Source organism: Nostoc sp. UCD121 (genome assembly GCF_014222285.1).
Taxonomy (GTDB): Bacteria; Cyanobacteriota; Cyanobacteriia; order Cyanobacteriales; family Nostocaceae; genus Nostoc.
The window spans coordinates 1-26,273 of record NZ_JACKZS010000078.1 but is presented as its reverse complement, the minus strand read 5'-3'; the positions used below and the strand labels follow the sequence as shown (position 1 = coordinate 26,273).

At 43.4% G+C, this 26,273-nt stretch carries 20 protein-coding genes; 11 read left to right on the top strand and 9 right to left on the bottom strand.

What is annotated here, in order from left to right; translation table 11 throughout:
* Positions 1 to 93 precede the first annotated feature (93 nt).
* Entirely contained in the window at positions 94 to 921 is an 828-nt protein-coding gene (gene map, locus GNF10_RS17790) for a type I methionyl aminopeptidase (RefSeq protein WP_185587745.1), read from the top strand.
* Between the two features lie 212 nt (positions 922 to 1,133).
* Positions 1,134 to 1,778: a hypothetical protein gene (locus tag GNF10_RS17785; protein ID WP_185587743.1), complete on the top strand. Its 645-nt coding sequence runs from the start codon at positions 1,134 to 1,136 to the stop codon at positions 1,776 to 1,778.
* Positions 1,779 to 1,889: 111 nt separating this feature from the next.
* Here GNF10_RS17785 and GNF10_RS17780 read toward each other — a convergent pair whose 3' ends face one another.
* Positions 1,890 to 3,278, bottom strand: coding sequence for a hypothetical protein (locus tag GNF10_RS17780; protein ID WP_260446308.1), 1,389 nt, complete (start codon positions 3,276 to 3,278; stop codon positions 1,890 to 1,892).
* A gap of 285 nt (positions 3,279 to 3,563) precedes the next feature.
* On the opposite strand from GNF10_RS17780, the gene GNF10_RS17775 reads away from it, so the two are divergent.
* Together GNF10_RS17775 and GNF10_RS17770 are read left to right on the top strand one after the other, a co-directional pair.
* Positions 3,564 to 4,967, top strand: coding sequence for an amidase (locus GNF10_RS17775; RefSeq protein WP_185585205.1), 1,404 nt, complete (start codon positions 3,564 to 3,566; stop codon positions 4,965 to 4,967).
* Positions 4,968 to 4,969: 2 nt separating this feature from the next.
* Complete coding sequence (locus tag GNF10_RS17770; protein WP_185585206.1) at positions 4,970 to 5,671, top strand: Crp/Fnr family transcriptional regulator; 702 nt, start codon at positions 4,970 to 4,972, stop codon at positions 5,669 to 5,671.
* A gap of 268 nt (positions 5,672 to 5,939) precedes the next feature.
* Here GNF10_RS17770 and GNF10_RS17765 read toward each other — a convergent pair whose 3' ends face one another.
* Positions 5,940 to 6,314 carry a cytochrome c gene (locus GNF10_RS17765; RefSeq protein WP_163928961.1) on the bottom strand — a complete coding sequence of 125 codons (375 nt, stop codon included), beginning with the start codon at positions 6,312 to 6,314 and terminating at the stop codon, positions 5,940 to 5,942.
* Between the two features lie 210 nt (positions 6,315 to 6,524).
* Here GNF10_RS17765 and petG point away from each other — a divergent pair, with 210 nt between their 5' ends.
* Positions 6,525 to 6,638 carry a cytochrome b6-f complex subunit V gene (gene petG, locus GNF10_RS38635; protein WP_063721252.1) on the top strand — a complete coding sequence of 38 codons (114 nt, stop codon included), beginning with the start codon at positions 6,525 to 6,527 and terminating at the stop codon, positions 6,636 to 6,638.
* Between the two features lie 92 nt (positions 6,639 to 6,730).
* On the opposite strand, the gene rsmD is transcribed toward petG, so the two are convergent.
* Positions 6,731 to 7,276 (bottom strand): 16S rRNA (guanine(966)-N(2))-methyltransferase RsmD, encoded by a 546-nt coding sequence (gene rsmD / locus GNF10_RS17755; protein WP_185585207.1) that lies wholly within the window; start codon positions 7,274 to 7,276, stop codon positions 6,731 to 6,733.
* A 107-nt stretch (positions 7,277 to 7,383) separates the two neighbouring features.
* Positions 7,384 to 8,019: an imidazole glycerol phosphate synthase subunit HisH gene (hisH, locus tag GNF10_RS17750; protein ID WP_185585208.1), complete on the bottom strand. Its 636-nt coding sequence runs from the start codon at positions 8,017 to 8,019 to the stop codon at positions 7,384 to 7,386.
* A 174-nt stretch (positions 8,020 to 8,193) separates the two neighbouring features.
* On the opposite strand from hisH, the gene GNF10_RS39305 reads away from it, so the two are divergent.
* The 3 genes from GNF10_RS39305 to GNF10_RS17735 all read left to right on the top strand — a co-directional run bounded on the left by GNF10_RS39305 (position 8,194) and on the right by GNF10_RS17735 (position 10,835).
* Positions 8,194 to 8,349: a hypothetical protein gene (locus GNF10_RS39305; protein ID WP_311774179.1), complete on the top strand. Its 156-nt coding sequence runs from the start codon at positions 8,194 to 8,196 to the stop codon at positions 8,347 to 8,349.
* 262 nt (positions 8,350 to 8,611) lie between these two features.
* Positions 8,612 to 9,979 (top strand): DUF3370 domain-containing protein, encoded by a 1,368-nt coding sequence (locus GNF10_RS17740; RefSeq protein ID WP_185581462.1) that lies wholly within the window; start codon positions 8,612 to 8,614, stop codon positions 9,977 to 9,979.
* A gap of 283 nt (positions 9,980 to 10,262) precedes the next feature.
* Positions 10,263 to 10,835: a Uma2 family endonuclease gene (locus tag GNF10_RS17735; protein ID WP_185580961.1), complete on the top strand. Its 573-nt coding sequence runs from the start codon at positions 10,263 to 10,265 to the stop codon at positions 10,833 to 10,835.
* A gap of 146 nt (positions 10,836 to 10,981) precedes the next feature.
* On the opposite strand, the gene GNF10_RS17730 is transcribed toward GNF10_RS17735, so the two are convergent.
* The 5 genes from GNF10_RS17730 to rpsT form a co-directional block, all read right to left on the bottom strand.
* Entirely contained in the window at positions 10,982 to 15,031 is a 4,050-nt protein-coding gene (locus GNF10_RS17730) for a DNA-directed RNA polymerase subunit beta'' (protein WP_185580962.1), read from the bottom strand.
* 120 nt (positions 15,032 to 15,151) lie between these two features.
* Complete coding sequence (locus GNF10_RS17725) at positions 15,152 to 17,029, bottom strand: DNA-directed RNA polymerase subunit gamma (RefSeq protein WP_094342607.1); 1,878 nt, start codon at positions 17,027 to 17,029, stop codon at positions 15,152 to 15,154.
* A 115-nt stretch (positions 17,030 to 17,144) separates the two neighbouring features.
* Positions 17,145 to 20,444 carry a DNA-directed RNA polymerase subunit beta gene (rpoB, locus tag GNF10_RS17720; RefSeq protein WP_185580963.1) on the bottom strand — a complete coding sequence of 1,100 codons (3,300 nt, stop codon included), beginning with the start codon at positions 20,442 to 20,444 and terminating at the stop codon, positions 17,145 to 17,147.
* Between the two features lie 749 nt (positions 20,445 to 21,193).
* Positions 21,194 to 21,979 carry a TatD family hydrolase gene (locus tag GNF10_RS17715; RefSeq protein ID WP_185580968.1) on the bottom strand — a complete coding sequence of 262 codons (786 nt, stop codon included), beginning with the start codon at positions 21,977 to 21,979 and terminating at the stop codon, positions 21,194 to 21,196.
* 345 nt (positions 21,980 to 22,324) lie between these two features.
* The gene (rpsT, locus tag GNF10_RS17710) at positions 22,325 to 22,624 is read right to left on the bottom strand and encodes a 30S ribosomal protein S20 (protein WP_185580964.1); all 300 of its coding nucleotides are present in this window, start codon (positions 22,622 to 22,624) and stop codon (positions 22,325 to 22,327) included.
* Between the two features lie 747 nt (positions 22,625 to 23,371).
* Between rpsT and hisD the strand changes: the two genes are divergently transcribed.
* The 3 genes from hisD to GNF10_RS17695 all read left to right on the top strand — a co-directional run bounded on the left by hisD (position 23,372) and on the right by GNF10_RS17695 (position 26,092).
* Positions 23,372 to 24,673, top strand: a complete 1,302-nt coding sequence (hisD, locus tag GNF10_RS17705; protein ID WP_185580965.1) for a histidinol dehydrogenase — start codon at positions 23,372 to 23,374, stop codon at positions 24,671 to 24,673.
* A gap of 345 nt (positions 24,674 to 25,018) precedes the next feature.
* The gene (locus GNF10_RS17700; RefSeq protein WP_185580966.1) at positions 25,019 to 25,444 is read left to right on the top strand and encodes a universal stress protein; all 426 of its coding nucleotides are present in this window, start codon (positions 25,019 to 25,021) and stop codon (positions 25,442 to 25,444) included.
* A 33-nt stretch (positions 25,445 to 25,477) separates the two neighbouring features.
* Positions 25,478 to 26,092, top strand: coding sequence for a Uma2 family endonuclease (locus GNF10_RS17695; protein ID WP_185580967.1), 615 nt, complete (start codon positions 25,478 to 25,480; stop codon positions 26,090 to 26,092).
* Positions 26,093 to 26,273: the final 181 nt, after the last annotated feature.

Below are 26,273 nucleotides of genomic sequence, written 5' to 3'. Positions count from 1 at the left end.
GAAATAACTTAAATTATAGATATTATTTCTCAAGTAATCTAGAGAAAGCATTCATACTTCATCGGCAAAGCCACCAGTAATTATTAATTTCCCATGAACATTTTCAGTAACTTACTTTCTCAAGCGACTCAGCCTACACCTGCGAAAAAACAACGCCGAGGAATTGAAATTAAATCGCCGCGTGAAATTGAAATCATGCGGCAATCATCGGCAATTGTGGCAACTGTCTTAAAAGAAATTTCTGAGCTAGTAAAGCCAGGAATGACAACGGCTGATTTAGATGCTCACGCAGAAAAACGCATCCGCGAAATGGGTGCAACACCTAGTTTTAAAGGATATCACGGCTTTCCTGGTTCTATCTGCTCCAGCATTAATAATGAAGCAGTACATGGTATTCCTAGCCCTAAAAAAGTGATTCGTGTGGGGGATGTATTAAAAGTAGATACTGGCGCTTATTACCAAGGCTTTCATGGTGATTCTTGCATTTCAATTGCTGTCGGTGAAGTGACAGAAGAAGCTGCTAAATTAATTCGCGTAGCAGAAGAAGCTTTATTTAAGGGCATTGAACAAGTAAAGGCTGGTGTATATTTACTTGACTTAGCTGGAGCAATTGAAGACCATGTGAAAGCGAACGGCTTTAGTATAGTCGAAGAATTCACTGGACACGGCGTTGGTCGTAACTTGCACGAAGAACCTTCAGTATTCAACTACCGTACCCGCGAGATGCCAAATGTTAAACTCCGTGCGGGGATGACGCTGGCAATTGAACCAATTTTAAATGCGGGTTCTAGACACACCCGGACATTATCTGACCGTTGGACAGCAGTCACCGTGGATAATTCTTTGTCGGCTCAGTTTGAGCATACAGTGTTAGTTACAGACACGGGTTATGAGATTTTGACTGACCGTTCTAAGGTGTAATTGTTAGTTGTAATTATCTGTTGTTAAGAGAGGTAGAGCGTTCAAAAAGGGCGATTTACCTCTTTAATTTTTTTAACCCCTCTGCGCTTCGTCTTCCCCCAGGGTAGATTCCAAATTCTATCTTATCCGCCTTATATATCTAGGTAAAATTATGCTGGACGATGAGGTTTATCACAGATAAGGTAGGAAAAAACACTCGTATTTACTCAACAATGGCAAGTTTTTTTGAACCTATACCTCAAATTTATTTTGCTGCATTTTACCTGTGGGTTTCTACTCTTAATTTTTTACCAATAGCAAATGCTGCAACTCCCAAAAATGCTAACAGACAAGTGACTTGTCAAGCCAAGAAACTAGGATATGAGGAAGCACTTTTGTTATACCTAAGAAAACCGCAAGGAGAATTTGAAGATGGAGGTGCAATTAATTTATATGAAGACGCAAAGTTAAAAGTACTAGCTAAAGGTGTTGAAAACTGGATTTACATTAGCGTTATCGATGCAAATAGTCCTAAAGAAAAAGGCTTAGAAGGTTGGATACGTAGTAGCAGTCTAAAATGTACTGGCAATGTAGCTCAAGTTAAGCCTGCACTCTGCGAAATAACTGGGTTGCAATCGGGGCAATTAGCTTTACGTACCACACCTGGCGGAAAGTCAACAGCAGCTTTAGATAATGGCAACAATATTACATTACTCAAGCCAGATATTGTATCACTTCAAGGTCGCCCGACACCTTGGGTTAACGTGCGTGTTAGTAATAGCCCAAACAATAGAATCTTAGGTAGGGAAGGGTGGATTAATTCTCAGTATATAGATTGCTATAGCAAAGAAAGCAATGATGCAATAAATTATCCGTAAAATATTTGAGGATATACCTCATTATATCGAGATATGAAAATTTGCGTTTTCCAGATACCCGACTTCTTCAAGAAGTTGGGTATCTAATTTTTTACCAATAATCTAGGACGGCTATATTTGACTGATAGCGGCATATTTATTCTTATAAATAGTAAGCATTTCTTTAGCTATTCCAGAGACAGATGTACTCTCTGGAATAGCTTGTAATAAATTGATTGCTTGCACCCATTTATGTTGCGCTTGTTGCCGAAATAGTAGTGAATGAGGTGAACTGTTTACAAAAATATTAGCTTCTATTGCTAGTTTTTGGGCTGATTCTAAGTTTGCTAAGGCTTGCTTTTCTACTAAGATTCTTTGACTGATAGATTTATAGTTAATCTGATAGTAAGCTAATTTCTTATTTGCCTTATCAGAAACAGATGTTTGATGAGGAATACTATCTAATAAGATTATTGCCTGATGCCATTTAGTTTCTGCTTGTTGCCATACTTTTAGAGGATGCGGTGGTTTTTGGACTAGAGAAGCAGCCTCCATACCGAATTTTTGAGCAGATTTAAACTTAGCATTTGCACTTTCTTCTTGAGTTAAACTTAGATTCATCTGCTGCCATTGGAGACTTTGTTCTTTAATTTTCCAGCTACCAAAACCCAAGACTAATAAACTTGAGACTACGATCAAAACCGAACGTACTATCTTGGGTGCCGAAAACTTTGGTAATATTTGTATATGCTGGCTAATAGTTGCTTTATTATGATTTTCTTCTTCTATGTTTTTTAGGGCTTGTTCTGCCTGTTCCCTTAAAGTATCACCCTGAATAATTAAAACAGCAATTTGTTCTTGAAGATGATCGCAATCATTAAGAATATCGGTCAATTCTTGAAATCTACTGTCACTCGATATAATTAATTCATGGTCATCATCTAACCACTCTAAAGCAAAGCCAGATTTTCCACAAAAAGCAGACACTCCTAATAAAATATTTAATAAGCTACGACTATTTTTAATAGTATCGAAAACATAATTCAACTTCTGTCTTAATTGTAATAATTCATTTTGGGAATTATTTATTTTTTGAATTTGTTCCTCTAATATATGAGGCTTTTCAAAGACCAAGTTAATTTTTAAATTTTCTAAAATTCTCTGAAACTGTGCAACTAAGCTGAGATGATTAATATCAGAATTTAGTTGATTGACTAAACTATCATCACTGAGAATATCAGCAGCTATTGCTTGTAAAAAATAACCCCATTCTATCCAGTCATCGATTTTGGATTGTAAATCAGTTAATGAAATTTTAGTTTTTGAATGTCCAAATTTGTCTGCGATCGCTGGATCTACTAATCGAACACTAGGTAGAAACAAACTAGCTACAGTACCTATTCGAGGAAGTGTAGCGATCGCAGAATTTTTGAAGTTCTCCAATCTCAATTCCTGAGCAATTAATTTTTTAATATTTCGTAGTTTTTCTTGAGCATTATTGATCGAGATAATTTGTTCCATGATTTTATTAGAATCGCCAATAGTCAGTTTTAGATTCTGAATTAGTGTTGGCAATTCGCTAACAAGTATTTCTAGGTTAGCCATAAATACCTCTTAGGGATTTGTCGAAAGTTTATGCGAAACAATTAAAATAGCTGGAGTCAGAACATAACCACACATCTAAGCATCCTAGTTGAGTGACAAATCTTAGGATCTATAAAATGTATAATTCCCGTAAATCCTGGTAAAGTAACAATTTCAGTTTAAAAATCCCAGAGAAAGACAAAATTACCCATTCACTAACCTATGAATGAAGTTGATTTAGCATTTACCCCAGCACTAGAGTTGGTGCAATTAATTCGTCGCCGTGAAATATCCCCCCTAGAGTTGGTAGAAATATATTTAGAACGGATTGAGCAATTAAATCCCCAATTAGGAAGTTATTTTACGGTGACGGCAGAACTAGCGATCGCAGATGCCAAAGCCAAAACAGAATTATTGACAACTACCTCGGAACTACCGCCATTTTTTGGTGTGCCAATTTCCATTAAAGACCTTAATGCTGTAGCTGATGTTACCTGTACTTATGGAAATCCAGTATTACTAAACAATATTCCTAACTATGATGATGGGGTTGTAACACGGATTAAGCAAGCTGGGTTTACTATTCTTGGTAAAACAGCCACTTCTGAATTAGGTTCATTCCCTTACAGCGAACCCACGGGTTTTCCTCCAGCGAGAAATCCGTGGAATTTAGAATATACCCCTGGCGGTTCCAGTGGTGGCGCGGCGGCGGCGGTAGCAGCAGGATTGTGTGCGATCGCTCAAGGTTCTGATGGCGGTGGTTCAATTCGTGGCCCTGCGGCTTGTTGTGGTTTGGTAGGACTTAAACCATCCAGGGGTAGAGTGAGTAAAGCACCCGTAGGCGAACGCCTCGCTGGAATTGCCGTCAACGGCCCAATAGCGCGGACTGTGGCTGATGCTGCTGCCCTATTGGATACGATATCTGGCTATGTTACAGGCGATCCTTACTGGTTGCCAGATCCCGAACCATCATTTCTCGCTGCCACTCAGACAAAATTGGGTGCTTTGCGAATTGCCTTTGACACTAATATTTCTCCTTTGGGAGAAGCTGATGCTAACTGTCAGCAAGGTGTCCGTCAAACAGTCCAGTTATTAGAACAACTCGGCCACCACGTTGAACAGAAATCCCCAGATTTTAGCGGTTTAGTTGAACCCTTTCAAATCGTTTGGCAAGCTGGGGTAGCTGCGTCAGGACTTCCTGTTGAAGTCATGCAACCATTAAATCGTTGGCTATTTGCACGCACAGGTTCTGTTGCTGACTATCTCAAAGCAGTTTCCCAAATGCAGATTGTGGCACGACAGATTGTAGCCTTTTTCGATACCGTGGATGTGCTGGTACTGCCAGTTTATCTCCATTCACCTATCTGCGTTGGGGAATGGGCTTCGCTAAGTCCAGAAGAGACATTCCAAAATATTATTGAGTGGATTGCCCCTTGTCCACCTGCGAATGCAACTGGACAACCTGCGATCGCAATTCCTGTCGGCTTTGATAGTAAGGGTTTACCCATAAGTGTGCAACTAATTGGTAAACCTGCAGCTGAAGCTACCCTGATTAACCTAGCGGCACAATTAGAAGCGGCTAACCCTTGGATTCATCATCGTCCAGCCTTTGCGATATCAGGCTAATCATGCAGGCATCCCTGGAACAACTTTCGCAAATTATTGTGTTTGCAGGTTTAGAAACAGCAGACAAAGTAAATTTGCAACCTCACACTCAGGTGCAACGCCATCGCAAAGGAGAGATTATTCTCCATGAGGGTGATGTCTTACCAACAAAACTCTATGCTGTTTCCAGTGGAGCAATTCAAGTTACCAAAATAGCAATGACGGGGAAAGAAACGATTCTCCGCACCTTAGCGGCTGGGGAAATTTTTGCGGCTCCTGCTTTATTAGGCAATGGAATTTCCCCAGCAACCGTAACTGCTGAATCTGATTGTGAAATTCTCACTATAGAGAGAGATGCTTTATTAAAAGCGATTGGACAAAACCCTGAAATTGCATTACAAATGCTGATGGTGTTTAACAGTCGGATTCAGCAATTGCATGAGACAGTCCACGGATTAGTTTCTGAAAGAGCTATTGTTCGTCTTGCCAGACTAATTCAATATTTTGCTGCCGAATCAGGAACTGAATTAAGTCCACAAGGTGAGTGTTTACAAGTCAAATTGTCTTATTATCGCATGGCTCGCAGTAGTGGCATTACTTACGAAGAATGTGTGCGGTTAATTAAAAGTCTCAAGTCAGTAATTGCCTATCGTCGTGGTGGGACGATTATCATACTCGATCCGAAGAAATTAGATGCGATCGCTTCTGGAAATATAGATCAATAACACGCTCAATGCTCGATCCCTGAAAAGACGAGGGTTGAGCGGAGTCGAAACCCGGCAATCTAGGTGAGCTTTAATTTAGCCTTCCTACTTACAAGTTTTCTGAGATCCAGGACTTACGCACAAAATAGCCCAAACTTCTATTTTCCGGTAGGGGCAATTTATGAATTGCCCCTACCGCGTGTAGTTTTGCGTAAGTTCTAAGATCGAAAAAGGAAACATTTTGATGTATTGCCTTTTTCCATAAGGGATTTAGAACAGAATTTAACATCTATAACGACTCTAAATAGCTCAAAAGATCCGCCATTTCTTGGGTGCTAGGCTGGAATTTTGGCATTGGCGGGGTTTCGCCACTGATTACCTGGTGAATCAACCCATATTGAGACTTATGCTTGGAAACAGCTTGCAAACTCGGCCCTACTCGCCCGTCTGCTTCCAAACCATGACAACCAGCACAGTTAATTTGAAAGATCGCGTGTCCTTGAACTGGGTTTCCTGTTAGAGATAAAACACTCTTGACATAAGGATCGGAGGCTTGAACCAACTGAACACCAAAAAAGCCCAAAGGGACTGATAGCAGTATGGCCAGCGTCAATAAAACGATGCGCTGAATCAAAATTTCAGGTTTGGTAATCTGGTTATCCAAAAGGTTTGCGGTGAATGTCTAGGTGTGCTAAAAAGTTTTCTTTTCCTACACATAGCTTAAAAGTTCTTGATCGTGTCTGCAAGCACAGAAGACTATTTTTTTCTGAGCAGTTGCCCTTCAAAAAGTCTATAGGACGCAGGATTCATACTAAATTTGGTAAAATCAAAAACAGGCAACGAATATTTAATCATTACAAAGAGGAGATTTCCAGTGGTTGAACCCCTGCTATCAGGTATTGTCCTTGGTCTAGTTTTCGTCACCCTCGCCGGACTGTTTTACGCTGCCTATAAGCAATACAAGCGCCCCAATCAGTTGGGCGGTTGAGGAAGAGTGAGGCTGAGTTCTGAGTGCTGAGTGCTGAGTAGGGGAGACTAAGGAGGGCAAATAAGCAATTTTTCTCCCCACTCCCACTTTTGTCATTGCACAATTCTGTAGAAAGTAAGTGATGTGTTGCCGTAAACCTTCTCGCGGCAAATTTCCCAAGAGGGAATCTCTGGCGGTGTCCAACCTTGTGAGGCGTGTTCAACTGCGATTTCGCCACTAGGATCTAAAAGTTGATAGTGAGCGATCGCTTCTAATACTGGTTGGAACAATCCACTGGCATAAGGTGGATCAAAGTAAATTCTATCGAATTGCTTGCCAGATAAAGTCTTTAACTGCTGCGTAATATCTCCCCGCAATACCCGAAATTCTTGCTCGGCATTAGCTACCTGCTGCCAATTTTGTTGGATGGTGGCACAGGCTCGGCTCGATTGTTCAATTCCCACTGCTAGGCTGGCTCCTCTACACAAAGCCTCTGCGCCCATTGAACCAGTACCGGCGCACAAATCTAGCCAGCGACAACCTGCAATTTCTCCCTGCCAAATATTAAAGACTGCCTCCCTTACCCGCGCACTGGTAGGTCTAGTTTCTTTCCCTGGTAAAGTTTTTAGCTGGCGATTACCGTAAATTCTCAGGCTCATTGGTTATTAGTCATTGGTCATTAGTCATTAGTCACTTGTAATGAGCGTAGTCGAAGTATTAGTCATTAATTTTAGACAAAGGACAAAGAACAAATGACAAAAATAGATTAGGCAGGAATTTTTTCACGGACTTGAGCAACAAAATTAGACAAGATTTGCAATCCAATATTAGAGGATTTTTCGGGGTGAAATTGAACTGCCATCAGATTTTCGTGAGCGATCGCAGCTGTGACGGTTTGAGTACCATGGGTGATAGTTGCTGCACGGATTAGCGGGTCTATTGGGTCAACATAGTAAGAATGGACAAAATATACCCAAGGATCGGACGGCAAATGCTCCCACAAAATACTTTTTGCCTGAGTCATTTCCAGTTGATTCCAACCCATGTGAGGAATAGTGATGTCAGGTTCTGGACGAAATCGGCGCACTTTTCCTTTGATAATTCCTAGTCCTGGTTGGGTACCTTCTGCACTTGATTCAAAGAGAATTTGCAATCCTAAACAAATTCCCAAAAAAGGTTTACCAGATGCGATCGCTTCTTTAATAGGTTGTTCCAAACCACGCGCTCGCAGGTGTTGTACTGCTGGATCAAATGCTCCCACTCCCGGCAGAACTATTGCATCTGCCTGCTCTAATTCCTTTGCAGAATAAGTAACATTAGGAGTTGCCCCAGCTTTTTCCAACCCTTTACAGACTGAGTGCAAATTTCCCATCTCGTAGTCTACGACCGCAATTACTGGCATTTACCTGCTCCTTGTAAATTTATTAATGGAGGGTTTTTCTATTCTAAATAATATTTGTTATGAAGCAAAGAATTCTATTAACTTCTTTTGACATTTGCCTAAAATATCAACAGTCAAAATTCTTCTGATGATTTATTACTTGAACTTACCAAACTCGATCTGATACCAGATGACTTGAGTTTTTTACGCCAGTTACCCGTAGATGTCCAACTTGCCAATACTCAGGTAATGGAAAAAATCAATGCAATTCAACCCGAAGACATTATCTGTTGTGAGCAGGCTGCAATCCTTACACAATTAAGTGTGGAAGCATTTGCTAGCTGTGGATAAATTAAAAGTTGATATAAAAAAATTAGTGGCGAAAGAATCATCAATTCAAATTAGCCACGACTGCGGTTAATTTGTTTTTACTGTTTAGGCTTGGACTACTTAGACCAAAATCAACTTACGAGCCGTTGTCTTTTTACCCAGATTCCGGTTCTAAATCAAAAAAAATTGATGGGAATTCTTGCAGGTTTCGTATTAATTATTAACAAACTGGCACTTTCATCAAGTTGTTAATGTCTGTATGGTGAAAGAAATATCTAAGTATATGTTGCCATTGTTACTAATTTTCCCAATTGCTCAATCAACTCCTGCGACACCACCACCTGAAGAAGTCGTACAAACACAAGAAGTACGTCCTTTACCAGGTCAATTGGATACAGTGCCAACTTTTAACAGTAATAGTCCAGAATTGGTGTTGAAAGAAGGAATTTTACTCTCCACTTTTCCACCAGATGGCAAAAAAGTGCCAACAGCGCATTTGAATTTTCCCTTTCGGGGACGATTTGATATTTTTGCCCATCACGTTGCGAGGGCTGAACCATCAGAGAATTTGCGCTCGCTCTATTTAGGGATAATTTTGCACAACCCTAGTTCAGAAGCAGTAAAGGTAAATATTTGGCAGGCGGCGAGTTATTTGAGTCAACCGGATGCACCATTTATTCAATTACCATCTTTTAGCGAAAATCCTTTAGGGACAATTTTTGCTGGCCCAGGCGATCGCGTCATGTCTGATGTACTGCGGGGACGACGACAAGAGATTTTCCCTGCCCAAATTGAGATTCCAGCAAAGCAAAGTCGGATGTTACTAAATTTACCAATTCCTGTGCAGGGATTGACACCGCCTCTGAATGGTCGTTCGACATTGCTCCGATTGCAAAGTAATGGCACTGTCTATGCGGCTAGCCTAGCGATGTTTGCACGGGTGAATTCTGATGGCAGTGAGCGATCGCCTAGTTTAGAAGAATGGCAGAATTTACTAGATAATGGTGATTTAGCTGGGCCACGGGATAAAGCGCCCACTCCCCTAGAGGAAACTGGCAAGCCAAGAATTTATGGGCGTGTTGCTGGAGTGGCTGCTGGTTCACGATGGAGAGCCTTATTAGTAGATAAGCCTAAAGCTAGGTATTTAACTATTCCCCAGCCTGGTCAAGTGTTTTCTTACGCCCTGAGTACCCTACATGGCGGTATGTTAGGAACTGGTCAAATTCAAAGTTCGCCTATGCTGGTGCGCTATCCTGACACCGCATATCGCGCTCATGGCAACTATGGAATTCAATATAATCTCAAGTTGCCGTTATACAACAATACTCAAAGTCCTCAAACTGTCAGTGTATCCATACAAACCCCACTGAAGGAGAATCAGCTAGTCAAACCAGGGTTACGCTTTCTGAGTACACCAGCCCGTGAAGTATTTTTCCGAGGGACAGTGCGGGTACGTTACAAAGATGAGCAAAATCAGCCGCAAACTAAGTTTGTGCATTTAGTACAAAAGAGAGGTCAACCAGGGGAACCCTTAGTTTCATTAAATATGAAAGCTGGCGATCGCTCCTTAGTAGAAGTAGACTTTCTCTATCCACCAGATGCCACACCACCACAAGTATTAACAGTGTCAACTCAGGCAGGAAGTCGGTAATAAAATGATAGGTAATTGGTACAGCTTTTCTCTAATTACCAATTACCTATTAAACTAAAAGATATCTAATTTGCATATTAAAATTTTCTCAATATCTTGTAGGATGGGTATCCTGCCCGCCCTGATTATAAGACTTAAACTTTGTTAATTTCTTCTAAATATTCCTAAAATAAGTTATGCAAATGTATGGGTACACTGGCAATTTCTGGCAACTGTGGCTCAATAATTTAGCTATCAAGCTTCTTTTAAACTAGATATAAAACATTACACAAGGTCATTACAGATGGTTGCAACTCCAAATTCTAGCTATATTTCTCCAGAAGACTATCTTAAAGGAGAAGAAACTAGTCCTATCAAGCATGAATATAGACAGGGACAGGTTTATGCAATGGCAGGAGCAAGTAATACCCATGTAATTATTAGCGGAAATGTGTTTGCTATGCTAAGAAATCATTTGCGCGGGAGTGGTTGTCAGGCTTATATCTCAGATACTAAAGCACATATTGAGTCGATTAATATCTATTACTATCCCGATGTTATAGTAAGTTGTGACCAAAGAGATAGAGCTTTTAACAACTTTCTGCGTTACCCTCGCTTAATTGTAGAAGTGTTATCTCCGACAACAGAAGCCTTTGACCGAGGTGATAAATTTGCTGACTACCGACAGATGGAATCACTTCAGAAATATGTACTTATAAGTCAAACTCGATTAAATGTTGAGTGTTTTCGCCGTAACCCAGAGAGCCAATGGGTACTCTATCCTTATGGAAAAGAAGATATAATTCATCTGGCAAGTGTGGATTTTCGGTGTGCTGTTGCAGATTTCTATGAAGATGTTACTTTTGAATCGTTGTAATTGACTGACTACTAGCTTAAAAGCCAGAACCCAGAAGATTGAGGATTTAAAAATGTGTTTTTATAAAGCAAAATAAAAAGGCAAAAGAAAATTTCTTTTGCCTTTTTATTTTTTACATTTTAATAGAGACGCGAAGTTTCAAATCTCTATTCGTCGTCGAAATCATCCTCGTCGTCTTCCTCTTCTTCCTCAAAATCGTCGTCGTCTACGACTTCATCGGCGATTAATTCATCTTCATCATCTAGAACTGACCTTTCTGCACGTCTGCTACCAAAACCAGATTCTCCAAGAGTCGGAGAATCTAAATTATAGGTACGAGCTGTGCGGTCATCTAAGACCATATCCAGAGGATCATCAACTTCATCCAAGACACTACTGCTAATCTCAGCAGCATAATCATCGATCGCTCCGGGTTCTTCATAGGTGTTGTACCCAGTACCAGCCGGAATCAATCGCCCGATAATTACGTTTTCCTTTAATCCGCGCAGCCAGTCAGATTTGCCTTCAATAGCTGCTTCGGTAAGTACCCGTGTTGTCTCTTGGAAGGAAGCTGCGGAGATAAAGCTGTCGGTGTTCAACGATGCTTTGGTGATACCCAACAGTACTGGGGTATACTGTGCCCTTGCACCGCCTGTAATTGCCATAGCTTCGTTCACCTGCTCAACTTGGCGCAGTTCTACCAATTCACCAGGAAGCATTGTGGTGTCACCACCATCATCAATCCTGACCTTGTTGGTCATCTGGCGAACAATTACTTCAATGTGCTTATCGGAAATATCAATCCCCTGAGACTGGTACACCATTTGCACTTCATTCACCAAGAATGTTTGTACCTTCTGCAAAGCGATGCTGGCACAAGCATAGATTCCGTCTTCAGAACCCAGGCTAAAGAAGATTTCTAAAATTTCGTGGGGATTGGATGGGCCATCAGTCAACGGTTGTCCCGCTACTACTATTGAGCCATCTGGCACAATCAAGTTTTGTCCAGGGCCCAGAGGATAATCTGTCACCACGCCATTTGATTCTACGACCTTAATAGCGATCGCTTCATCACCACTTTCAGCATAAACTACCTTAACTTCTCCACCCCGCCGACATAAAATGCAGGCTTCTTTCGGTTTACGAGCTTCAAGTAGTTCCTCAATCCGAGGCAAACCTTGAATGATATCTCCTGTTTTGGCGCGTTCAAACACCAGCAACACCAAGTTATCACCCCGTTGTACCAAATCGCCGTCTTCTATCTGCAACACAGCACCAGGGCTGACTCGATAAGGGCGACCGATACGGGTAGTAACAACGTAGTTTTTAGTACTCAGAGCTGATTCCCCACCAGATGCAGCAGCGGCACTTTTGATATCCACTACTTGCCCTGATTCTGGGGCAAAAACTCCAGGAGCAACTTCTGTACCTTCTACTAGCAAGTCACCCACCTTCACTTTTGGCTGAGTACTAGTATTAATGGTAAGTCTGTCAGCGTCACGCAACACTAAGCAGCGACGCACATTTTCGGTTCCTTTGCGGACACCCCGCACTTCCCCACCTTCTTTACACAAGATTTGGGTCCGTGCGACTACAGAACCTGGGGCGATGGTTAACCCATCGTATACCTCAAGTGTGGTCTGGGTGCTACCTTGGGTGGCATCGGCGGTAATGTCTCGACGAATTACCAAGGATTCCAAAATTACCAGTTGTAAACGTTGAACTTCTGGGTCTTCAGTATCCTCTACTAATTCAATATCTGCTGCCAGGGGTGAAGCATTATGGTCTTGTTCCCCTTCTTGCTCAATTTCCAGCACTAGTTGGGTTCGCAGTAGTTCTACACCTTCAACAGATTTGACACGCTCTGAATCTTTGTAAGGTAGTCTCTGTACCGCTCTTAATTGAATTGATCGCCCGGTTTGTTGACTTACAGATGTAGTGGATGGCACATCTGGGTTATCAGGTACAGCAAACTCAACGACTGGACGGCTCAACAGGGCAGGGCCTTCTGGTGTCTCCACATACTGGATATAACGCAATTCCGTAGCGACATTGCCTTGGAATTCTTCACCTGGTTGGATGAAGGTGTTATCTCGCCCGATGACTGATTCTGGATCGTCCACCATCAGCAGTTCGCCTGGCTTCACCACAACTTCCCGCAGGATGTCGTTTTTCTGGGTCACTTCTACCACACCACTGTTTTGGCAGAAGATATCTTTCACAACTTCGGTGCCAGCTTCGACAAACTGACCGTCTTCCACCAACAGCAAGGAGATATCTTTGTTGACTTCGTGGCTTTCTTCAGGAATCCACAACAAGGTACCGCCCTGCACGACTTCATAACCCAGCTTGGCTTTGCCTTTTTTCTGGACTTCGACACCTGCGAATTTCAGGAATCCACCAGTGGTTGTGCGATAGCGGTCATCAATTAACTCAGCTACTACTTGACCATTTTGCACTTTTGTGCCTGGTGTAGCTCGGAGGTTAAATACTTGGTTGTTGCCAGTAGATACTAAGTAGTTATTGCGTCCTTGAGAACTTTGGACTGTCACCGTTGCTTGGTCTAAGACCACAGAAGCAGTGATAATCTCAATTTCCCTGGTACTCTTGCCTGGGGTAGCTTCTGGCAAGCGCACCACACCGCCGTGTAAACTGGCTAATTTGGTTTCTGCTAAAACTCCATTAGCAGCGATCGCATCACCATTTTTCACCACCAATTCGGCCCCTGGCGGCAAGTTGTAAACTTCCCCAGACAAAATCCAAATCAAACCACCGCGTGCGGCTGTGGTTGTGGTATTGCCTTGACGGTCAGTTTTTTGTTCTGGAACAACTTCGGCAAATTGCACTTCCCCTGCTAAGTCAGAGGCTACATCTTTAACGGCTTTTTCTGTATTAGTCCGAGTTGTCCGTCCACCAAGGGCAACCTCTGCCAACAACTGACCTTGTTTTACCTTATTTCCATCAAATACATATAGTGTTGAACCTTGGGTAAGATGAACCTCTTGGTTCTCTGGGGTAACATCACCTACTTTTGTTGGCTCCAAAAGCATGATGCCATTCGCTTCAACATAGAGGGCATCTTCCCCGTGGCGAGTACGATATGTTCTGGTCTTCAGCTTGCGGGGAAGCTTGACAGTCCCATCAATTTTAGAACGAACTTGTTGCGCCACTTCTCCAGTAAACACCCCACCAGTGTGGAATGTCCGCATGGTTAACTGAGTACCAGGTTCACCGATACTTTGGGCAGCAATAATCCCTACAGCTTCGCCTAAGTCTACCATTTTTGCGTGGGCCAAACTCCAGCCGTAGCAGTGTTGACAGACAGAACGTGCGGCTTCACAAGTTAGTGGCGATCGCACCACAACTTCTCCCACCCCAGATTTTTCAATTTTCTTTGCCAAGTCTTCAGGAATTGGCGAATTGCGGGCTGCAATCAATTCTTTTGTGACCGGATGCACCACATCTTCGCCAATTACCCGCCCCATCAAGCGGGTTCCCAGAGGAATCAAGGTTTTAGCACCTTCTGTCATTGGTCGAATCGCAAGACCTCTAGTGGTACCGCAATCAAATTCTCGAATGATTACATCCTGCGATACATCCACCAACCGACGGGTAAGATAACCAGAGTCAGCCGTCCGCAAGGCAGTATCCACCAATCCTTTTCTGGCACCGTAAGACGAAATAATGTATTCCGTCACAGTTAGCCCTTCACGGAAATTGGTTTTGATCGGTAAATCGATAATTTCCCCTTGAGGATCTGCCATCAGTCCCCGCATCCCCACCAACTGCCGGACTTGTGAGATGTTACCCCGTGCCCCGGAGAACGCCATCATGTATACGGAGTTCAGGGGATTAGTCTTCTTGAAGTGAACGACAACTTCATCTTTCAAGGCTTCACTAGTACCATTCCAAGTATCGATTACCTTTTGGAAGCGTTCTACTTCAGTGATTTCTCCCCGTTGATAACGGGTTTCAGTAGCGCGAATTTCTTCCTCGGCTGCTTCTAAGAGTAATCGCTTAGTTGGTGGTATCATCAAGTCATCTACACTGATGGAAACCCCTGCTTTGGTAGCATAGCGAAATCCCAAATCTTTCAATTTGTCCGCCATCACTGCGGTTCGCGCTGTACCATAATTCGTAAAAGCCCAAGAAATTAAATTTCTCAGTTGACCTTTGTCAACCACGCGATTGCGAAAAATCATTTTTTCGTTAGTCATTAATCATTAGTCCTGAGTCATTAATAATTAATAATTCGTAATACTCGCCAAACGCGAGAAGCAAGCTACGTAATTCGTAATTAAAGAATTAATTACGAATTACGAATTAGAAATTACGAATTAACTTGCTAGTGCTTCCTGAATGGCATTGTTGTAAATAACGCGGCCAGGAGTTGTGTATATGTACTGTGAAAGTACATTGCCCTTAGCGTCTTGTCTGACTCGACGGAACTTATAGAGTAATGTACGGGTACCATCCTCGTTTTCCGTCACTTTCACGGGTTCTGTATCCGGTTGGTCTGATTCTATTTCGCCGTCAAACCTTACGTAAATATAGGCGTGCAAGTCAATTTGATCTTGCTGGAAAGCCATAATTACATCCTCTAGCGAAGAAAAGTAATTTCCTGCCCCTTTTGTCGCACCGGGATTTTCTGCTGTTAAATAATAGGCTCCCAACACCATATCTTGACTAGGCGTGATGATGGGTTTACCTGTGGCTGGTGACAAAATATTGTTAGAAGCCAACATCAACAACCGCGCTTCAGCCTGACTTTCTAACGACAGAGGGACGTGTACCGCCATTTGGTCGCCGTCAAAGTCGGCGTTAAAGGCTGGACACACCAGAGGATGCAGTTGAATTGCTCTACCTTCCACTAAGATTGGTTCAAAAGACTGAATACCCAAACGGTGCAATGTTGGTGCCCGGTTTAGCATTACAGGGTGTCCTTCAATCACCTCTTCCAGCACATCCCAAACACTGGGATCATTTCGGGATATCAGCTTTTTCGCAGCTTTGATGTTATTTACCATGCCGCTACGAATCAGGCGGTTAATCACAAATGGCTGAAATAGCTCAATTGCCATTTCTCTGGGCAAACCGCACTGGTGAATTTTCAGCTTTGGCCCGACCACAATAACCGAACGTCCAGAGTAATCAACCCGTTTACCTAACAAGTTTTGTCGGAAACGTCCTTGTTTACCCTCAATAATGTCGGACAAAGATTTCAGGGGTCGGTTATTTGCCCCTACCACAGTGCGTCCCCGACGACCATTGTCAATCAAAGCATCCACTGCTTCTTGCAGCATCCGCTTTTCGTTCCGCACGATAATCTCTGGTGCCAAAATTTCTTGCAAGCGTGCCAAACGATTGTTGCGGTTAATTACCCGCCGATACAAATCATTTAAATCGCTCGTGGCAAAGCGTCCGCCATCTAGCTGCACCATTGGGCGCAAGTCGGGGGGAATCACGGGAATAACTGCCATTACCATCCACTCTGGTTTGGAACCAGTAGCGATGAAGTTATCAATTACCCGCAATCGCTTAATTAGCTTGGCTCTCTTTTGCCCCTTGGCGTTACCAATTTCTTCGCGTAGGCTTTCGGCTTCTTGTTCTAAATTGATATCGGCAAGCAAACGCAACAGCGCTTCAGCCCCAATACCTACTTCTACGCCTTGCAGCACAGAATCTTCGCTATAAATTTGGTCTTCTATTTCCAACCACTGGTCTTCACTCAGCAGTTGTTTGTAAGTTAAAGTTTCGGCATTACCTGCACTCAGGACAACATAAGAGTTGAAATAGACAATCTGCTCAACATCCCGTAAGGGCATATCTAACAGGATGGAAATATAGCTAGGAATGCCTTTGAGATACCAAACGTGAGCTACTGGTGCGGCGAGTTTAATATAGCCCATGCGGTGGCGACGCACCCGTGACTCGGTAACTTCCACGCCACAGCGCTCACAGACAATACCTCTATGACGAACTCTCTTATACTTACCACAATGGCATTCCCAATCTTTCGCGGGGCCAAAGATGCGCTCACAAAATAAGCCATCCATTTCTGGCTTGAGAGTTCGGTAATTAATCGTTTCTGGCTTGGTAACTTCACCGACTACTTGACCATTAGGCAATGTTCTTTCGCCCCACTGCCGAATGCGTTCGGGGGAAGCCAAGCCGATTTTTACGTAGTCAAACTGATTAGTTTGGGCAGGTCTCATACTTAAATGCTGAGTTCCGAATAATGAGTTTTGAGTATATTTAGTTAGTTTTTAGTTAGGAGTTAGGAGTTAGGAGTTATGAATTGTTAACTCCTAACTCTTCACTCCTCACTATCTATTCGTCATCATCCAGCGATTCGCGGGAAAGAGATTCATAAGTTGGTCGAGGAGGTGTGCGACGGGCTGATTGGTCTGCCATCAAATCGACTTCCACATCTAGGGAACTGCCGTCTGCTTGGGTTTCTACCTTGTGTACAGCAATATCTAACCCTAATGATTGCAACTCGCGCATTAGCACCTTAAAGGATTCTGGGGTTCCAGGTCTAGGAATTGCCTTACCTTTAACGATCGCATTTAACGCTTCATTCCGTCCTTGCATATCGTCAGATTTAACTGTGAGCAATTCCTGTAAGGTGTAAGCTGCACCAAAGGCTTCCAATGCCCACACTTCCATTTCCCCAAATCGTTGACCACCTTGTTGTGCTTTACCACCCAAGGGTTGCTGAGTCACCAGTGAGTATGGCCCTGTAGAACGGGCGTGAATCTTATCATCCACCAAATGCACCAGCTTCAGCATATAAGCCACACCGATGGTAATTGCTCGGTCAAAGGGTTCGCCTGTACGACCGTCATACACCATGATTTTGCCAGGGTTATCTGGGTTATATACCCAGTCTTTCCCTGTTTCGTCACGTGCTTCTTGCAATTTGCCATGCACGATTCGGCGGGATGTCTCTTCACCGTACATTTCATCAAAGGGAGTAATCTTAAATCGGACTCCCAAGGTCTGACCAGCCCAACCCAAGAGGCACTCAAAGACTTGTCCGACGTTCATCCGACTGGGTACACCCAAGGGGTTGAGTACGATGTCCACTGGTGAACCATCGGGCAAATAAGGCATGTCTTCTGCCGGTAATATCCGAGAAATAATCCCTTTATTACCGTGCCGTCCTGCCATTTTGTCGCCAACTTGGATTTTGCGTTTTTGGGCAACGTACACCCGGACTACCATATTGGCTCCTGGTGGCAGTTCATCGCCTTGTTCACGAGTAAACAAGCGCACATCAACTACGCGACCTTTTTCACCGTTAGGGACTCGCAGGGAATTGTCCCGCACATCCCGCGCTTTTTCACCGAAAATCGCCCGCAATAATTTTTCTTCTGGCGGTTGGTCAGATTCACCTTTGGGTGTTACCTTACCAACCAAGATATCTCCAGCTTCTACCCATGCCCCAATGCGGATGATTCCTTGTTCATCCAACTGACGCAAGGCATCTTCCCCGACGTTGGGAATTTCTCTGGTAATTTCTTCTGGCCCTAGTTTGGTTTGTCTAGCTTCAATTTCATATTTTTCAATGTGAATTGAGGTGTAGACATCATCCTGCACCAGTCTCTCAGAGATTAAAATTGCGTCTTCGTAGTTGTAGCCTTCCCAAGGCATATAGGCTACGACGATATTTTGTCCTAGTGCCAATTCACCGCCTTCGGTGGAGGAACCATCAGCCAATACCTGACCAGCAACAACCCGTTCACCAATGCGGACGAGAGGTTTCTGATTTAAACAGGTGTCTTGGTTTGAGCGTTGGTACTTGGAAAGGGTGTATCTAATTTCGGAGGTGTTAGCTTTGGGACGGACGCGAATTTCTGTAGCATCCACATAAGTAACATCGCCATCGGTACGCGATACAACCACCATCCCGGAGTCTCTTGCTCCTTGCGCTTCCAAACCAGTACCCACTAGAGGACGTTCTGGTTTAAGCAGGGGTACTGCTTGCCGTTGCATGTTCGACCCCATCAGCGCTCGGTTAGCGTCATCATGCTCCAAGAAGGGAATCATGCTGGTTGCTACCGACACAATCTGTACGGGAGACACTGCTACGTAGTCCACCTGTTCTGGTGTTGTGGTGGAAAATTCTTGGCGATAACGGACTGGCACTAGTGGGCCAATAATGTGCCCAGTTTCATCGACTGGAATATCCCCAGGAGCAACCCGTAAATCGTCTTCTTCATCGGCTGTCATGTAGGCTGGAGGCAAGTCAAATCTGACTCGTCCATTTTCCACAGGTCTGAATGGCGTTTCAAGGAAGCCGTACAGGTTAACCCGCGCGTGGGTTGCTAAGGAGCCAATCAATCCGGCGTTGGGGCCTTCTGGTGTCTCAATGGGGCAAATACGCCCATAGTGACTAGGGTGAATATCCCGCACGGCAAACCCGGCGCGTTCGCGGGTTAAACCACCAGGGCCAAGGGCGCTCAGACGGCGTTTGTGGGTCAGTTCTGCCAGAGGATTGGTTTGATCCATGAACTGACTTAACTGGCTAGAACCAAAGAATTCTTTAATTGCTGCTACCAATGGTTTAGGGTTCACCAAAGAAGCGGGGGTTAGCACTTCCGCATCGGATACGGTCATCCGTTCCCGAATGATTCTCTCTAAGCGGTTTAAGCCTACTCTTACTTGGTTTTGCAGCAATTCACCGACGCTTCTGACTCGGCGGTTTCCTAAGTGGTCAATGTCATCGATGTTACCGATGTCATATTCTAGATTAATTAGGTAATCTACGGCTGCCAAGATATCGCCAGCAGTCAACACGCGCATTGTGTCTGGCACAGAAAGGCGCAATTTTTTGTTGAGCTTGTACCGTCCAACGCGACCAAGGTCATAACGTTTCGGGTCAAAGAAACGAGAGTCTAGCAGTTGTTGTCCACCTAAGACCGTAGGTGGTTCACCAGGACGCAGTTTCCGATATAACTCCATCAGGGCTTCTTCTTCAGAAAATTGCCCTTCTTTTTCGATGGTTTTTTGGAAATATTCGGGGTGGCGTAAGGCATCAAAGATTTCGTTGTCTGATAACCCTAAAGCTTTTAAAAGTACCTGCGCTGACAGTTTGCGGGTTTTGTCGATGCGTACCCACACCAAATCGTTACGGTCTGTTTCAAATTTCAGCCATGCTCCCCGGTTGGGAATTAAGCTAGCTGAATAAGTACGTCGCCCGTTTTTGTCGATTTCTGATTTGTAATAAACGCCTGGCGATCGCACGATTTGATTGACAATTACCCGTTCGGCTCCGTTAATAATAAACGTGCCGCGATCAGTCATCAGAGGCAAGTCACCAATGAATACCTCTTGCTCTTTGATTTCCCCGGTTTCCTTATTAATCAACCGTGTGGGAACATACATTTGGACGGCATAAGTACTATCCCGCCGCTTGGCTTCTTCGACGCTATACTTTGGCTCCTTGAGTTTGTAGTTATGACCCAAAAAGTGTAATTCTAATTTGCCCGTATAATCTGTAATAGGACTAAAGGAGTTAAGTTCTTCTATCAGCCCTTCTTCTAAAAACCAGCGAAAGCTTGATCGCTGGATTTCAATCAAGTCGGGCAACAGAAAGGCGGGTTCCATGTATGTTTCTTTAGTCATGCCTCTTCCTTTGTCAACCTGGTAAAATTTTCCCTTGGACACTGCTGTTTGACGCTTCCCACTGCTAGTCAGTGTCCTTAGTTTTTTGGGAACTTTTGACACACTTGCTATTTACAGGTGTGGGCAAACGCAGCGATTAAAGCTGGAATGAGCAATTTGGACAAGGGGATAATTGCCCCTAATCGGGTACTTAGACAACAAAAACTCACTATAGTCTTGATTTAAGAAGAATATACAGTTGAGATATTCCTGAGTTTTATCTACGTTCTTCATTTCCCCTCCAAAAAGCGCGTTAATTTGCTGACGCAGCTCTAGACGGTGTGTTTTAAATCCACCCGGCTATTTATACTCTCAGTGATATCTTAGATATCCTAAGACTGAGGGAACGATCCGCACCTTGTCGGTTTTGAATCAGAATTACTTCGTTTTGCTGGATTGTACTCACAAGGCAATTTCGTTTAAGGATTTTGTATAGGTTAAATACACATCAAGCCGATGTTGTGCAAAAAAGTCTATCTCAACCTGGTTTGGCACGGTTAGTCATGTGTGGAGAGCATCCGCTTGTAGAGATTTGGAGGATGGCCAAGCCGATAACATCACTGAAAATTAGGCTCAGAAATTTTAGGTTCCTTCCTTTATCATTATGGCGCACGCAAAATGTTTTTGAGGGAATAATATTACCATATTTTTGTCCCCCTAGAGTTTTATTTTTTTTAGCACAACTGAATAAAAGTGATTAAAGCCCACTTTTATATTGACAGACCAAATAATTCACAGGCGTTTTGGGTGGTTTGATGAGCGATCGCTTCTACCGTTTCTTGACGCAGTTTAGCTACTTGCTCGGCTACATAAAGTACGTAGGCGGGCTCATTACGTCTTTGTCCCCGTTTAGGAACTGGGGCAAGAAATGGGCAGTCTGTTTCAATCAGTAGGCGATCGCTATTCACCATCGCAGCTGATGATTGGATCGCTTTGGCATTTTTGAACGTTACCGTCCCGCTAAAGCTGATGTAGAAGCCCAAATCAAGAAACCATTGGGTTTCTTCTGGCGTTCCTCCCCAGCAATGCATAACACCACGCACTCTTTCTCCCTTAAGTTCCCGCCATTTCTGCAACACTTCTCTGGTTGCTACAGCAGCATCACGGCAGTGGATAATTACTGGTAAATTGAGTTCAGATGCGATCGCTAACTGTGACTCAAATACCAAAAGCTGATGCTCATAGTTATCAGCTTTGTAAAAATCCAGCCCCATTTCCCCAATTGCTACGACATTCGAGTCAGAACTCGCTAAAGTTTTGATTTTCTCGGCTGTTTCGCTATTCCATTTATCAGCATCTAGAGGGTGTAATCCCACCGCAAAGCTGATTTCAGGAAACTGGTGTGCTATGGATTGAATGGTGGAAAACTCATCTGGGTGAACACAGGAATGTACTAAACGCACTACTCCTGCTTCTTGCCACCGCGATCGCACTGTTGCTAAATCCGGCTGAAAAGTATCAAAATTTAGATGAACGTGCGTGTCTACCAGTTGCATTCTTTGTTTTTTGCCGTTAGTCATAAAATTGTTAGCCCCGATTGCGACTAAGGACAAATCATCCTTCGGGTAAATCTTTCTCCTGTAGTAGTCACTAAGCGATCGCAATATTTTCCAGAGGGAACGCTACTTGTTTTAATTGGCATAAATAAAACCAGTTACTCATGGTGCAACCCTGCTGTAGACGGGTTAAAAGGCACAGAGCAAATTGCTGTGGAAACCCTCCAGTTTACACTAACTTCGGATGAGCAACTGGCGTAAAACGCCAGTTAATTACTACAGCTTTCAGAAAATTCGTAACCTAGTGACTGACTCAGTTAAAAGATCGCACTGGCTCAACAATGACTATTCAGCTGCTGCTTGAGTGATGGGCTTTAGTTTATGAGCCAATCTTGACTTTTTCCTTGCCCCATTGTTGGGGTGAAGGACACCCCGTTTGACTGCTTTATCGATTTTGCCGTAAGCTTCGGATAATCGAGCCTGTGCTTCTTCTTGTAATTCTGGGGTAGGATTAGCTGCATAGACAGCTACAGCATTAGAATATTTCTTCATCAGCGTCTTGACTGCTGATTTGTAAGCTTTGTTACGCAGTCGGTTACGTTCTGCGATTTGGGCACGCTTGAGAGCAGACTTTGTATTCGCCACAGTCAATTCCAAAAATACTATTAATATGTACACACACTACTAGACTTACTAATATAGCATCCAAATTGCCAATGTTATAATTTCCTAAAAAAAATCTGCCATTGGACAATAGTTATTCTTCCCCTACCTTCTAAAGTTATTCTTCCCCTACCTTCTAAATCTCTTCAGTCCGCAATTGAGTGTGTCGTCAATTTAGGAAATGCGTTAAAATAAGCGATATCAAATAAATCTGTTATCCTAACTCACCACTAACTGAGAAAGCGATGTGGTTGCCAATGTAATATTTCCTGAATTTTAGGATCTATATATATCAGAGGCAAATAACTGTAAACAGCTAAATTCCAGGGTTATCAAAGTATAGAAGGATACTACATCTTGTCTGTACAGATGTAAACTACTGAGAAGTTAGGAAAATAAGTAAAAATTATACTCAGACCCTACCCCCTGTAAATCTAGGGGATTGGATGTGCAAACACACCACCTGCACCCCGCAAGGAGTGAGGGAAAGGGCATAAGGGTAATGGGAAATGGCACACCCACATCCTGCCGCTATCCTGCTAAGGGTTGTCGGACTGAGCAATTAAGTCGCCTTCTCAAGCAAACCATCTGCTGGCAACCTTGAGAGTATCAAAAAAATCCAGGTTAAGCTAGAGAAGAGAATTAGAGTCAGCTTGCACACCCCAGTGGGTCAAGAGCAATACTAAATCTCAGGTGTGAATATTATAATTTTGGCATTGTCCTTACTCCATGCTGCGAATCATTACTCAGCAGGCAGACGTTAGAGCAGAAATGCAACGGATCTGCGATCGCACCCATGACGAACAGGTGCTTCACAAAGAAGCAACGGTACGCGAAGTTTTGCAAGCAGTGAAACGCCAAGGCGATAAAGCTGTATTGCATTACACAGCCGAATTTGACAAACAAACCCTGAAAGCAGAAGAACTCCGAGTTACAGGCTCGGAACTAGATGCAGCCTATCAGCAGGTGTCAAAGGAGTTGTTGGGCGCAGTTCGGCTAGCTTGCCGCCAAATTGAAGCGTTTCATCGTCAGCGAGTACCAAAAAGCTGGGTACATTTTGGCGACGATGAAGTAGTACTGGGCAAACGCTACACCCCTGTAGACCGAGCGGGGCTGTATGTGCCCGGTGGCCGCGCCGCCTATCCTAGTACAGTGCTGATGAATGCAATTCCCGCAAAAGTGGCTGCTGTACCTCATATAGTGATGGTGACACCACCAGGCCCAGGGGGTGTAATTAACCCAGCAGTCTTAGTAGCTGCCCAAGAAGCAGGAGTGCAAGAAATTTATCGCATTGGGGGCGCACAAGCGATCGCTGCTTTAGCCTATGGCACAGAAACAATTCCGAAAGTGAATGTGATTACTGGCCCCGGTAACATTTATGTCACCCTTGCGAAAAAACTTGTATATGGCACCGTCGGGATTGATTCTTTGGCAGGCCCCAGCGAAGTGCTGGTAATTGCCGATGAAACCGCAAATCCGGTGCATGTAGCTGCTGACTTGCTAGCCCAAGCCGAGCACGATCCAATGGCGGCAGCAATTTTGCTGACGACAGATGCGGCTTTGGCGAAAAACGTGCAATTAGCCTTGGAAAGACAGCTAGTGGATCATCCACGGCGAATAGACACAGAAAAAGCGATCGCTCATTATGGGTTGATTGTCCTTGTGGAATCGCTCCAAGCAGCAGCAGAACTGTCAAATGAATTTGCCCCTGAACACCTGGAATTAGAAGTAAAAGACCCTTGGGCACTCATACCACAGATTCGCCACGCTGGGGCAATCTTTTTGGGTTACTCTACACCAGAAGCTGTAGGAGATTATTTGGCAGGGCCTAATCACACCTTGCCAACTTCTGGCGCTGCCCGCTATGCTTCGGCGTTAGGGGTAGAAACTTTCCTCAAACATTCCAGTATTATTCAATACTCCCAAACTGCGCTGCAAAATGTGGCTGGTGCTATTGATGTGCTAGCAACAGCAGAAGGTTTACCTTCTCATGCTGATTCAGTCCGCCGCCGAGTTCAGCAAGAGGAGTGATTTGGAATGGTTAATTTTGTTTAATACTGTTGACAAAAGTCACTTTCTAGGTAGCAGATAAAGCATTTGCTACCCTGCTTTCAGGGTTTTGGCGGGCATCTACTAGATATTGCCCGCCGATTGTATTGTAATTACTGATTATGTAGTAAGCTTTAGCGTTCCCAAATGACTGGCTAAAATATCTTCCTACAATGTACTAGCGTCAAATTTGGGTGAAACCAATTCATCGCATAACCTCGAAAATATATACTAAGTAAGCAAATATAAAAATAATTTAGTTTAGCTGCTAACAAGTTTTACTACATACTTATGTAACGGGGTCTACTCTTATAGGAGACGAGAGCGGTGCTAAAAAATATTTTGATAGCTCTGGACGGTTCGGAAATGGGAGAACAAGTAATTCAGAGTTTAGATAATTTGGTGTTATCAAAAGATGCCAAGGTTATTCTCTGTCATGTATTTCCTACACCAGAGTCTGAAATGGAAATCCCTGCCGATCGTCCTCAGCCGGAGTCCCCAACATTTTCTTATTTTCAACTGGAAAAACAGCTGCAATCCTATCAGGAAAAATTATCAGTCCCAAGTGAGTTAGAACTGGTGACTGGCGATCCTGCCGAAGAGATTATTCGTCTTGCCAATATTTACAAAGCTAACTTAATTATAATTGGTAGTCGGGGATTGATTGGGATGAAGCGAATTGTCCAGCGTTCTGTTAGCAGTCAAGTTGTGGAAGAAGCTAATTGTTCGGTGTTGGTGGTAAAGCCCAATTAGAATTCAGATAAAAGCAAATCAGATGCTCGTGCCATGACTACAACCCCAGCAGTTACTAAACGACTTACCTTTGAAGAGTATCTGGCTTATGATGATGGCACTGATACCCGCTATGAATTCGTTAATGGAGAACTAATACCCATCAGTCTGGGAAGTGGACAACATGGGGTGGTAACAGAATTTGTCAATGTTTCCTTTCGAGGAGAAATTCTCCGACTAAAGTTAGATTGGACTTCTAAACAAATGGTTATCGGTGTTCGTTCCCCTCGTGCTGGCAAATGGGATACATCGAGAATTCCAGATGTAGTTGTGATTCCATTGTTTCAGTGGCAAGAGTTGAGAAACCGAGAAGCAGTTATTGAACTCAACGAATCACCTCCTTTGTTAGTGGTAGAAGTCGTCAGCGAATCCACAAAAACTGTAGACTATCGAGCCAAGCGAGTTGAGTATAACGTTTTAAATATTCCCGAATATTGGATTGTCGATCTATTAACGAGCAAAGTCACTGTCTTCACATTGATAGAAGAATTATACGAACCAGTAGGGTTTTTTGGTAGCGATGCCTGCGGCGTTAAACTACGCATTCAATCTCAAACTTTTCCAGAGTTAGAATTAACAGTTGAGCAAGTGTTGACGGCTGACGATTAAAAGTAATTCAAAGATTTCAAAACTCTAATTGAATTGCTAGTTTTATTAGTCATTGAAGCTAAACAACCAGATTTAGTTCGAGGATTTACTCAACTCGCTGTTGAATCCCACATTCCGCAGGTCAGTTAAGAAAGAAGATAATATTTTCGACAAGGAGCACCAAAAAATTGGAGAATCCATT

Excerpts from the sequence above, each read along its gene's own strand:
- map (WP_185587745.1), top strand. The coding sequence starts at position 94 with ATGAACATTTTCAGTAACTTACTTTCTCAAGCGACTCAGCCTACACCT.
- GNF10_RS17785 (WP_185587743.1), top strand. The coding sequence starts at position 1,134 with ATGGCAAGTTTTTTTGAACCTATACCTCAAATTTATTTTGCTGCATTT.
- GNF10_RS17780 (WP_260446308.1), bottom strand. The coding sequence starts at position 3,278 with ATGGAACAAATTATCTCGATCAATAATGCTCAAGAAAAACTACGAAAT.
- GNF10_RS17775 (WP_185585205.1), top strand. The coding sequence starts at position 3,564 with ATGAATGAAGTTGATTTAGCATTTACCCCAGCACTAGAGTTGGTGCAA.
- GNF10_RS17770 (WP_185585206.1), top strand. The coding sequence starts at position 4,970 with ATGCAGGCATCCCTGGAACAACTTTCGCAAATTATTGTGTTTGCAGGT.
- rsmD (WP_185585207.1), bottom strand. The coding sequence starts at position 7,276 with ATGAGCCTGAGAATTTACGGTAATCGCCAGCTAAAAACTTTACCAGGG.
- hisH (WP_185585208.1), bottom strand. The coding sequence starts at position 8,019 with ATGCCAGTAATTGCGGTCGTAGACTACGAGATGGGAAATTTGCACTCA.
- GNF10_RS17740 (WP_185581462.1), top strand. The coding sequence starts at position 8,612 with ATGTTGCCATTGTTACTAATTTTCCCAATTGCTCAATCAACTCCTGCG.
- GNF10_RS17735 (WP_185580961.1), top strand. The coding sequence starts at position 10,263 with ATGGTTGCAACTCCAAATTCTAGCTATATTTCTCCAGAAGACTATCTT.
- GNF10_RS17730 (WP_185580962.1), bottom strand. The coding sequence starts at position 15,031 with ATGACTAACGAAAAAATGATTTTTCGCAATCGCGTGGTTGACAAAGGT.
- GNF10_RS17725 (WP_094342607.1), bottom strand. The coding sequence starts at position 17,029 with ATGAGACCTGCCCAAACTAATCAGTTTGACTACGTAAAAATCGGCTTG.
- rpoB (WP_185580963.1), bottom strand. The coding sequence starts at position 20,444 with ATGACTAAAGAAACATACATGGAACCCGCCTTTCTGTTGCCCGACTTG.
- GNF10_RS17715 (WP_185580968.1), bottom strand. The coding sequence starts at position 21,979 with ATGCAACTGGTAGACACGCACGTTCATCTAAATTTTGATACTTTTCAG.
- hisD (WP_185580965.1), top strand. The coding sequence starts at position 23,372 with ATGCTGCGAATCATTACTCAGCAGGCAGACGTTAGAGCAGAAATGCAA.
- GNF10_RS17695 (WP_185580967.1), top strand. The coding sequence starts at position 25,478 with ATGACTACAACCCCAGCAGTTACTAAACGACTTACCTTTGAAGAGTAT.